This window comes from Paraburkholderia sp. RL17-373-BIF-A (assembly GCF_046030175.1).
Lineage (GTDB): Bacteria > Pseudomonadota > Gammaproteobacteria > Burkholderiales > Burkholderiaceae > Paraburkholderia.
Genome location: NZ_JARESO010000001.1, coordinates 76,835 through 86,725, shown reverse-complemented (window position 1 = coordinate 86,725; position 9,891 = coordinate 76,835). Strand labels below are relative to the sequence as shown.

Below are 9,891 nucleotides of genomic sequence, written 5' to 3'. Positions count from 1 at the left end.
CCTCAGTGGGCCGTAGCGGCCGTGGCCGCGGTGGAAGATGCGGTCTGGGCGGCCGGCGTTTTCGTGTACCAGTAGTCGATCACCCAGTCTTCGTATTGATACGACATCGGCACCTTGTCCGGATGACCGAGCGTCGACTTGTAGCCGATCCGCGCGCCCGGCGCGTAATACTCCGGCACGAGGTAGAACGAGTAGATCAGCACGCGATCCAGGGCGCGGGTCGCCGCTTCCAGGTCGTCCAGATTGTCGGCGGAAAGCGCTGAGTGAATGAGCGAGTCGACCGCCTTGGAGCGGATGCCCGGATAGTTTTCCGAGCCGACTTCCGAGGCCGCCGCGCTGCCGAAGCGGCGCGTCAACTCCGCGCCGGGAATCGTCACCGGCGGGTAGATGAACGTGGTCATGTCGTACTCGAAGTTGTCGAGCCGCTTCTGGTACAACGCGCTGTCGATCTCGCGCATATGCGCCTGAATGCCGAGCATGCCGAGCGCCTGCATATACGGCAGGATCAGGCGGTCCATGCCCGGCTGATCGTCCATGATCTCGATCGTCATCGGCGTGCCGTTGGCGTCGCGCAATGCGCCGTCGCGATAGTGCCAGCCCGCTTGCGCCAGCAGATCGCGCGCCACGCGCAAGTTGCCGCGCAAGGAATCCGGCGTGATCGTCGTGGGTTGCTTCAGCATGGGACCGAACACTTCCGGCGGCACGCTGGCTCTCAATGGTTCAAGCAAGGCCAGTTCCTTCGGGCCGGGCATGCCGGTCGCACCGAACGGACTCGCGGCGAAATAGCTGCTGGTGCGCCGGTATTGACCGTAGAACATCAGGCGATTCATCCAGTCGTAGTCGAATGCCATCGTCAGTGCGTGGCGCACGCGCGGGTCCTGAAACATCGGCTTGCGCAGGTTCATCAGCATGCCCTGCATCTGCGCGGGGCCGTCGGCGAATTCCCCTCTTTTCAGCAGTCCATTGTCGAAGTTCTTGCCGACGTATTTACGCGCCCATTGCGTTGCGCTGTATTCGACAATCGCGTCGGCGTCGCCGGCCTTAAACGCTTCCAGTTGCGTGTAATGGTCGCGATAGAGTTTGAAGGTGATGCTCGCGAAGCGGAACATGCCGCGCCGCGACGGTAAATTCGCGGCCCAGTAATCGGGGTTGCGGCGATAGGTGATCTGCTTGTCGTTCTTGCGCGACTCGATCAGATACGGACCGCTCGCGACCGGCGGCTCGTTCGCGATCTGGTCGAACGGCAGACGTGTGCCGTCCGCGCGCATGCCCCACTTCGGCGAGAAGATCGGCAAATCGCCCGCGATCAGCGGCGCGTCGCGCTCCGCGTGCCTGAAAACGAAGCGGATCGTGTTTTTATCGACCACGGTCGCGCTTTTGATGACTGAGAACTGCGCATTGAAGAGCGGCGATGCCTTCGGGCTCGTCAATGTGTCGAACGAGTATTTGACGTCGGCCGCGGTGATCGAATCGCCGTTCGAAAAGCGCGCGGCGGGATTGATGTGGAAGGTGGCCGAAGCGAGGTCCGGCGCGACTTCGACATCGTCGGCGATCAGCGGATACTCGGAAGCCAGTTCGTCCCAACTGCGCTGCATCAGCGTATCGAACATCAGATGCAGGATGTCCGGCGCGGGCGCACCGCGTACGAGAAACGGATTCAGCGAATCGTAGCTCTGCAGTTCGTCGAAGTTCTGGAAGCTGAGCTTGCCGTCGCCCGGCGCCGTGGGATCCGCATAGTCGAAGTGCGTGAAGCCGGCGGGATATTTGGGCTCGTCGTATTGCGCAATCGAGGGCCGCGCCTGCGCGCAGACCGCGCTCAATGCCAGACACGCACCGGCGCACAGGGCGATTCGCCCGGAGGTGCGCGGCCAGAGAAACTTCACAAGTCTCATCTTCGGAATGCGTAAGGACGCGCGCCGGCTTCAGGCCGGCGCGCGGTAAATCGAATCGGCGTGAGTGACGGCCCGACGCCGTCGCTCCCGTAGCTTTCCCCGCTGGCGCAGCGCTGCTGATGACTGGCCGCCGTCGCTCGCTGTGAGCTTGAACGGGCAGTGTGCACGGGGAACTCCAAAGCACGTCTCTAACAGAATTGCGCCGCTCCGGTACCGATGAACGGAAGCCGGAGCGGCCGGCCGGCTAGACAGACTGCCGGTGCATCACAAACATCAAGGACTTCAGAAGCGGTACGTCGCACCGACCTGGAAGAAGCGGCCGATGTTGGTGTAAAGCGACTGGTCGTAGCCCGTGATATCCGGGGTAGCCTGCCACTCGACGTCGAACGGCGGCTTGCGATCGAAGATGTTGTTGATGCCGCCGTAGATCGTCCAGTTCTTGAAGCCGCGATACGTGGCCATCAGATTGAACTGGCTGTACGACGCCACCGACAGCGTGCCGCCGTCGCCGAACTCGGCCGCCACCGCGTTGGTGTAGGGGCCAGTGTACTGCCACGTCAGCGTAGTGGTCAGTTTGCGGTAATCCCAGGAGAAGCTGGTATTACCCTTCCAGCGCGGATTGGACGCACCGAACGGCTGCAGCAGCGCGAGGTTGTTGCCGGCGAAGTCCTGCGTCGGCGCACCCGGGCTATTCAGCTTGAAGTGCCACACATAGGCCCAGTCGCCTGCCAGCGTGAACGTGCCGTACTTCGTGCCCACCGACTTGCGGAAGTTCATGTCGAAGCCGTCGGTGTCGAGCGAACCGAGGTTGACGAACTGCTCCTTGATAAAGGCCACCGTGCCGTCCGGATTGCGGATCACGGTCGACGGGTTGTTCGCATCCATCACCGCGTTCGGATCGTCCGTGCCGATCACGCCGTCAATGTGAATCTTGTAGAACGCCGCACCGATATCCGTCGACGAGTCCGGCGAAAGCTGGAAGCCGATGTTGTAGTTCTTGGTGTGCTCAGGCTGCAGCGCCGGATTGCCGTTGACCTGTTCCGTCGTGAAGTGCTTGGTCGGCGTGCCGCTCGGGTCGTTCGGGTCGACCAGGTTCTGGTGAGCCAGATAGGTCGCCTGCGAGTTTTCGACCAGCGTCGGGGCACGGAAGCCGCGGCTATACGATGCAAAAGCCGTCAGAGCCTGCACCGGTTGGAAGCGCAATGCGAAGCTCGGCGAGAACGCACCACCGAAGTCGCTGTAGTGGTCGTAACGGCCCGCCTGCGTGAACGTCAGGTTGCGGATGATCGGGATATCGACCTGATAGTAGACGGCGGCCACATTGCGTTCGCCGTCGACTGTCTGCACGTTGGCCGGCGCGGTCACCCCAAGCGCGCTATACGTGCGCGAGTTGATGATGTTGCTTTCGTGACGGAATTCCGTACCGAAACCGACACCGACCGGACCACCCGGCAGGTTGAACAGGTTGCCCGTCGAGGTCTTCGCCGTGACGCTGTCGAGCTTCGAGATCGCCTGCTCATAGTCGTTCTGGAAGACGCCGTTCAAACCGTTCGGCGTGGCCGACGGGTTCGAGAAGTTGAACACGCCGTTTTGCAGAATGTTCTCGAGGCCTGCAACATTCAGCGCGTTGCCGTAGGTCGTGTCGACCGTGCTCTGCGAATGGCCGTAATCCGCGGACCAATCCCAGTCGCCGAACTTGGCCGTGGTGAACGAGCCCTTCACACCGGTCATCGCACGCCAGAACGTCGACACCGTATCCGCCGACACCGTGTTCGGGAACGTGTAGTTGATCAGCGTAGGCACGCCGAACGGGTTGTACGGGTTGGTGCCCGAGACCGTGCGCGAGATCGGCAACGCCGAACCGGTGGCCGGGTTGAACGCGTTGGTCTGGCTGCTCAGCACCGCCGGACCTTCGTTCTGCACGGTTTCGTTGCGGCTCACCCAAAGGTCGGCGTAAGCCTGCACGTCGTCGTTGACCTTGAAGGTGCCGCGCACTTTCGCGTTCAGGCGCGTGATCGCCGGCACCAGCGAGGTGGTGCTGGCCGGATTCGATTTACACGTGGACGCGCCGTTCGCCGACACGCTGCCCGGAGGACAGGGGTTGAGCGCCATGTTGGTGCCGTCGGCCGTGGTCCAGAACGACTGCTGGTTCGGACCGAGCGGGCCCGCGAGGCCACCCGGGAACTGGCTGAAGTCCTGACCCGCGGTCATGTCGCGATCGCCGAGCGACGACCCGGTGTCGCGGTAGTAGCTCGCTGCGGCCGTCACGTTGAAGCGGTCGCCATTCAGATCGCCGATACCGCCGAGCACGCTGAAGTTGCCCTGTGCGTCGCCCGGATGCTGCGCCTTGCCGAGCTGGCCATCGATCTGCAGGCCCTGGAAGTCCTTCTTCGTGATGATGTTGACGACGCCCGCAATTGCATCCGAACCATACACCGAGACCGCACCGGTCTTCACGATGTCGATGTGGTCGATCATGTTGAGCGGGATCGAATTCACGTCAAAGAACGTGTCGGTGAAGTTCACCGCCTTGCCGTAATTCGCCACCCGTTGCCCGTCCACCAGCACCAGCGTGTACTTCTCGCTCAGACCGCGCAATGCAATGCCGCCGCCGCCTTGCGCGGAGCTATTCATCGTCGTTTGGCCCCAGCTGCTCCCCGAGTTCGCGGACGTGCCGCGCAGGAAGTCGGCCACAGTCGTATAACCGCTTTGCTGGATGTCCTTGGCCGTGATGGTCTGAACTTCCGTATTGCCGACCTTGTCCGACGTGCGGATCAGCGAGCCGGTCACTTCAAATTTCTTGAGTTGCTGAACCCCTTTCCCCGTCGGCGTCGCGGTGTTGCCATCCGCGGACGGTGTGGCAGCAGTGCCCGTTGCCGGGGTGCTTTCCGTCGTCGCGCCTGCCGCAGTGCCGGTGGCGGCCGGCTGGCTTTGTGCAAACGCCGGCACCGCGATTACGGCCGACAATGCCAGTTCAGCCCAGACTATTCTTCTAATGGCCAGCGCCAATGCCCTTTGTTTCATTTTTCCCCTTCTCGCTCGTCAGTAAGGCCACAGCAGTATGTGAAGAGTGGTCTCGTGAACCGCTCTACTCGATATACGGCGATCTTGCGCCGCGTTCCGTTAAAGCAACGTCAAATAAGTCAGTGTCGGACTACTAATTTATTGCAATCGGAATGCGCAGCGCTTTCCAATTGATGCCACTTCTACTGCCAGGCGAACGGATGCCGCTATGCGCCGGCTTATTTTCCCAAATCGCGGGTACACACTTAAGTAATGCTTACAAATATCGAGTGACTGCTTTTTCTAAAGCATGGCCTACGGCACTAAAACAATCTTGGCGTCCCTACCCACACGACCACCGCTTCTTCACGCGCGGTGTTGGACCAGGAGTGCGGCACGGTAGACTCGTAATGCGCGGTGTCGCCCGCCTGCAATACGAACGTTGTGCCTTCCAACGTGAGCGAGATCTGGCCGCTCATCACATACAAGAATTCTTCGCCGGCGTGCGTCGTGACTTCTGATGGGTTCTGTCCCACCGGCATCCTGACGAGGATCACTTCCAGCTTGCCGCCGACCGACAGGTTCGTCAGCCTTCCAAACAGATTGGCGGTTCCGTCAAATCCGAAGTACTTCAACTCGCTTCCTCTACGCACCGACTTGTCTTCGGTCGGCGTGTCGACGAAGTACTGCACCGTGACACCCAGAGCTCGCGCAATACCGACCAGCGATGTGATCGAAGGTGTTGCGTGACCCCGTTCCACTTGCGACAGAAAGGGCTTGGAAATGCCCGCGGTCTTTGCCACTTCATCCAGCGTTCGACTGAGCCGTTGGCGCAGCGCGCGGATTTTGCTTCCTATAGAGACTGCAACGTGTGCCTTGTTATTGAGTGGCAAGACCATAGCAAGACAGAATCCCGTAGTCAAAAATAGTTTGATATATGCAAATTATGTTTCGTCCGGCGCAACGTTCTCCCCAAACGTTGCTGATAGGTCAACTGAAATTACGCCATGGACAACGGGAACAATTGGTTATCCAGAATACTTCCGGATACTGCGAATGCCTTGTGACGATCGCGGCTGCAACCCCAAGCAGGCATCGGAGCCGAGCCACATTTCCTACGACGAGCGCATCCCCCTCGCGCCCGCCATGGAGAGCTCGAGCGCGCCTCGTCCGATGGAACATAACGGGAACGGAGTGCTCTTATTTCGACGCCACCAGCACCCACAGACGCGCGAGATCGGCTGTGCCATCGGTGCCTTTCACCGCACGGAAGGTTTGCACCGCGCGAGCCTTGTCGCCCGCCATGTAGTACGCCTCACCGAGATGCAGCTGCGCCTGGTCCGGGTGATCGAGTCCACCCTTGGCGATCGCGGCATCCATCGCCGCCAGACCCTGCTTCGCCTGCCCCGCGAAAACCTGATTGAAACCCATGTCGACGGGGGCAACGGGGTTTGCCGGATCGGCGGGCGCTTGCGCACGTTTGGCCGCGAGTGCCTGCAGACGTTTCTCGCGATCCGCCTGCGCGTCACGCCCCAGCACGCCCGACGTAAAGCCCTGATCGATGACCTGTTTGCCTTCCGCGGTGATGCCCGCCACGATCGCCAGTTGGGTCATTTCCATGTAGTCGTCGGCGGTCGACAGCGAGCCGGTCGCGCGGCGCAGGCGATACGTGTCGATATCGAGCTTCGACGAATAGCCCGGCTTGTTGCGAATCGCCGAGAACAGATCGTCCCAGTAAGACTGCTTCGGATGATAAGCAACCAGTTTTTCGAGCGTGCTGCGATAGGTCACATCGTCCTTCACGCGCTGCGCACAGGTACCGAGCAATTGCAGTTGCGACTCGTCAGGCGCGTGGCCAGCATGCACCTGCGCATCGATGCCGGGCTTGAGCAAGCTCACCACGCTCGCGCAATCGTTCGACAGGTAGTAAGACTGAACCAGCAGCGTGCGCATGTCGGGATCACCGCCACCCGACTTCAGATAGCGTTGTGCAACCTTCGCCGCCTGCGCATAGTTCTTTTGCTGGAAGTAGATGCCGGCCAATGCCGCTGACGTACGTTGCTCGTCCGCGCCGCTCAACTTGCCGGAACTCAGCAACGTTTCGTAGGCCTGAGCAGCCACGCCGGTGTCACCCGCCGCCGCCGCCGCCGCGCCACGCATCTGCTCGATCATGGTGCTTTCGTACGGCGTCTTGCCGGGCACTGCCGCCGCCTGATCGATCTTCGTCAGCGCGTCCTTGTACTTGTGCGCGCGATACAGATCCTGTGCGGCATTCAGCGGTTTCGCCACATCCGGCCGCAAAGTGTCCGCGGCATGAGAGGCGAGCGGCAGCACGAGAGCGGCCGCGATGACGGCGCGCTTGAACCGTTGATGAATCGTTTGCATTGCCCTTCCCTATTGCATGTACTGCTCGTTTCCGATCAGGCCGATCTTCGTCGCGCCCAATCGTTGCGCCGACGCCATCACCTCCGCGACATCCTTGTACGGCACCAGTTTGTTCGGACGCAGATGGATTTCCGCCTGAACCGGTTCGGCGGCCACTTGCGCGAGCCTGGATTCGAGCGCCGCGCGGTTCGGCACCGGCTGGCCATTCCAGGTCGTGGTGCCGTCGAAGTCGATATCGATCTGCACCACTTCCGGCTGCGTGATCGGCGGCGGCGGATTGCCGACCGGCAGGTTCATCTTGATGGCGTGCGTCTGAATCGGGATCGTGATGATCAGCATGATCAGCAGCACCAGCATCACGTCGATCAGCGGCGTGGTGTTGATGTCGACCATCACATCCGGTTCGCTGCCGCCGCCCGACGATACGTTCATTCCCATCATCGCCTCCTGTCGATCGGACCTGGCGCTTTACGCTTGGTCCGATCCCATGCAAAGTTAGCCGCCGCGCGCGGGCGGCTCAGTGATAAACGAAACCTTCGCGATACCGGCGCGCTCGCACTCGGTAATGACCCGGCCGATGAATTCATAACGCGCGCTCTGGTCGCCGCGAACATGCACTTCCGGTTGCGGCGTCATGACCGACACGGTTTTCAGGCGTGCCAGCAAGGTCGGCGCGTCGACCTGCTTCTCGTTCCAGAAGAAGTCGCCGTCGCGGTTGACCGCGATGACGATACTTTTGGGCGTGGTCTGCAGCGGCTGGATCGTCTCCTTCGGCAATTGCACCGGCACCGTATGCGTCACGACCGGAATCGTGATCAGAAAGATGATCAGCAGAACCAGCATCACGTCGACCAGCGGCGTGGTGTTGATACTGGAGATGACCTCGTCGTTGTCGTCCTGCCCAACGCTCATTGCCATGACGGACTCCGCTTATTGAACCAGCGATGCTTCGCGAACCGCGGCTCGCGCCGGGCGGCGGCTGCCGGCCAGCAGAACGGTATGCAGTTGCGCGCCGAATGCACGCACACGCTCCATCACCGACTTGTTGCGGCGAACCAGGAAGTTGTAGCCGAGCACCGCGGGCACGGCTACCGCGAGACCGATAGCGGTCATGATCAGTGCCTCGCCCACCGGACCCGCGACCTTGTCGATCGAAGCCTGGCCGGCAATGCCGATGGCCGTCAGCGCGTGGTAAATCCCCCACACCGTACCGAACAGGCCGACGAACGGCGCCGTGGAACCGACCGTGCCGAGGAAAGCCAAACCGTCTTGCAGACGATTCGACACGTTGGTGATCGCACGCTCGACCGAGGTATCGATCCACGTGTTGCGGTCCACGGCTTCGAGCAGCGCTTCGTCGTGATGCTCGCCGGCCTCGATAGCCGTTTCAGCGATGAAGCGGAACGGCGAGGCTTCGTCGAGGAGCTTCGCGCCTTCGCCCAGCGACGGCGCGGTCCACAACTGCTCGTCGGCGCTCTTTGCGCGGCGGTTCGCGCGGAACTGTTCGAAGAACTTGGTGATCATGATGTACCAGCTGCCCATCGACATGATCACCAGCAGAATCAGCACGAAACGGGCAACGAAGTCGCCGTTCTTCCAGAGGGCGCTAAGGCCGTACGGGTTGCTGACGGTTTCGGACGTAGCTGGCGCCGGCGGCGGCACCGCTTCGTCGGCGGCCGCGCTCGCGGCTTGCGGCGCGGCGGTGGCCGGTGCGACGGTTGCCGACGCGGTGGCGTCGCTAGCCTGCGCATGGGCCATTTGCGGTGCAACAAAGGTATCCACCGTGGTTACGGCGATCAACATGCTTGCCGCCAGTGCGGCGAGAGTACGCTTCTTCATGCCTGCTCCAAGTTCATTAGTACAACTTCTAAACTAAGACTGATAAATCGCTACCGGTACCGAACAGTCTGTGAATTCAGTTCAGGTTAAACGAGAACGGAACTTGAACACGGACAGCCTGGCCTTGGGAAACGCACGTGAACTGCTTGACTGCGTTGAATGCGGCACGATCCAGTGAGGAGTCGTCCGAGGATTTGGCAACGCGTTCATTCGTAATATGGCCCTGCGGGTCGACAACGAATTCAATGAGAACATCACCCGTCACGTTGTTTTCCTGCGCTTCCTTCGGATAGCGGATCGACGAACGGATCTGATCCGAGTTCGGACACACGACTCCAACTTCGGTGCTCACAGGCTTGCTCGGCGCGGGCGGCGCCGGCGGTGCGGGCGGCGCCACTGCAGGCGCCGACACGACCGGCGCGGCTTGATGCGTAATGGTCGGCTGCGGCGGCGTTTGCACCTGCACCTCCGGCGGCGGCACGAACGGCGGCGGCGGCGGCGCGAACTTAGGCGGCGGCAATTGAACCGTGGGCAACGGCGGCGGAGGCGGCGGCTTCACCGGTTCGATGATTTTCGTCTCGATAGGATGCTGAATGACCTGCACGACCTTGGTGGCGAGGCCATTGATCAGCGCATAAATCAGCACGATGTGCAAAAGCAGAACAACTGCGATACCGCCAAAGCGGCGTACTGGGTTTTGCTGCTTGCGCCCAAACTCACGCGGGCGCCCCGGCCTCTCCATACGGGCCGCTACTGCCGGAAATTGCCCTTC

General features: G+C 61.4%; 8 protein-coding genes. All 8 read right to left on the bottom strand.

What is annotated here, in order from left to right; all coding sequences use genetic code 11:
* Nucleotides 1-2: 2 nt before the first annotated feature.
* The 8 genes from P0D80_RS00380 to P0D80_RS00345 all read right to left on the bottom strand — a co-directional run bounded on the left by P0D80_RS00380 (nt 3) and on the right by P0D80_RS00345 (nt 9,861).
* Entirely contained in the window at nt 3-1,892 is a 1,890-nt protein-coding gene (locus tag P0D80_RS00380; protein WP_408280125.1) for an extracellular solute-binding protein, read from the bottom strand.
* 282 nt (nt 1,893-2,174) lie between these two features.
* Complete coding sequence (locus tag P0D80_RS00375) at nt 2,175-4,916, bottom strand: TonB-dependent receptor plug domain-containing protein (protein WP_408280122.1); 2,742 nt, start codon at nt 4,914-4,916, stop codon at nt 2,175-2,177.
* 302 nt (nt 4,917-5,218) lie between these two features.
* Nucleotides 5,219-5,794: a helix-turn-helix domain-containing protein gene (locus P0D80_RS00370; protein WP_132375140.1), complete on the bottom strand. Its 576-nt coding sequence runs from the start codon at nt 5,792-5,794 to the stop codon at nt 5,219-5,221.
* 301 nt (nt 5,795-6,095) lie between these two features.
* On the bottom strand, nt 6,096-7,280 hold the full coding sequence (locus P0D80_RS00365; protein WP_408280119.1) for a tetratricopeptide repeat protein: 1,185 nt from the start codon (nt 7,278-7,280) through the stop codon (nt 6,096-6,098).
* 9 nt (nt 7,281-7,289) lie between these two features.
* A complete protein-coding gene (locus P0D80_RS00360; RefSeq protein WP_011487696.1) occupies nt 7,290-7,718 on the bottom strand; it encodes an ExbD/TolR family protein in 429 nt (142 codons plus the stop codon).
* Nucleotides 7,719-7,775: 57 nt separating this feature from the next.
* A complete protein-coding gene (locus P0D80_RS00355; RefSeq protein WP_012432473.1) occupies nt 7,776-8,198 on the bottom strand; it encodes an ExbD/TolR family protein in 423 nt (140 codons plus the stop codon).
* 12 nt (nt 8,199-8,210) lie between these two features.
* A complete protein-coding gene (locus P0D80_RS00350) occupies nt 8,211-9,119 on the bottom strand; it encodes a MotA/TolQ/ExbB proton channel family protein (protein ID WP_408280116.1) in 909 nt (302 codons plus the stop codon).
* Between the two features lie 76 nt (nt 9,120-9,195).
* On the bottom strand, nt 9,196-9,861 hold the full coding sequence (locus tag P0D80_RS00345) for an energy transducer TonB (protein WP_207915680.1): 666 nt from the start codon (nt 9,859-9,861) through the stop codon (nt 9,196-9,198).
* Nucleotides 9,862-9,891: the final 30 nt, after the last annotated feature.

Coding starts and splice junctions, on each gene's coding strand:
- P0D80_RS00370 (WP_132375140.1), bottom strand. CDS start 5,794: ATGGTCTTGCCACTCAATAACAAGGCACACGTTGCAGTCTCTATAGGA.
- P0D80_RS00380 (WP_408280125.1), bottom strand. CDS start 1,892: ATGAGACTTGTGAAGTTTCTCTGGCCGCGCACCTCCGGGCGAATCGCC.
- P0D80_RS00345 (WP_207915680.1), bottom strand. CDS start 9,861: ATGGAGAGGCCGGGGCGCCCGCGTGAGTTTGGGCGCAAGCAGCAAAAC.
- P0D80_RS00355 (WP_012432473.1), bottom strand. CDS start 8,198: ATGGCAATGAGCGTTGGGCAGGACGACAACGACGAGGTCATCTCCAGT.
- P0D80_RS00365 (WP_408280119.1), bottom strand. CDS start 7,280: ATGCAAACGATTCATCAACGGTTCAAGCGCGCCGTCATCGCGGCCGCT.
- P0D80_RS00360 (WP_011487696.1), bottom strand. CDS start 7,718: ATGGGAATGAACGTATCGTCGGGCGGCGGCAGCGAACCGGATGTGATG.
- P0D80_RS00375 (WP_408280122.1), bottom strand. CDS start 4,916: ATGAAACAAAGGGCATTGGCGCTGGCCATTAGAAGAATAGTCTGGGCT.
- P0D80_RS00350 (WP_408280116.1), bottom strand. CDS start 9,119: ATGAAGAAGCGTACTCTCGCCGCACTGGCGGCAAGCATGTTGATCGCC.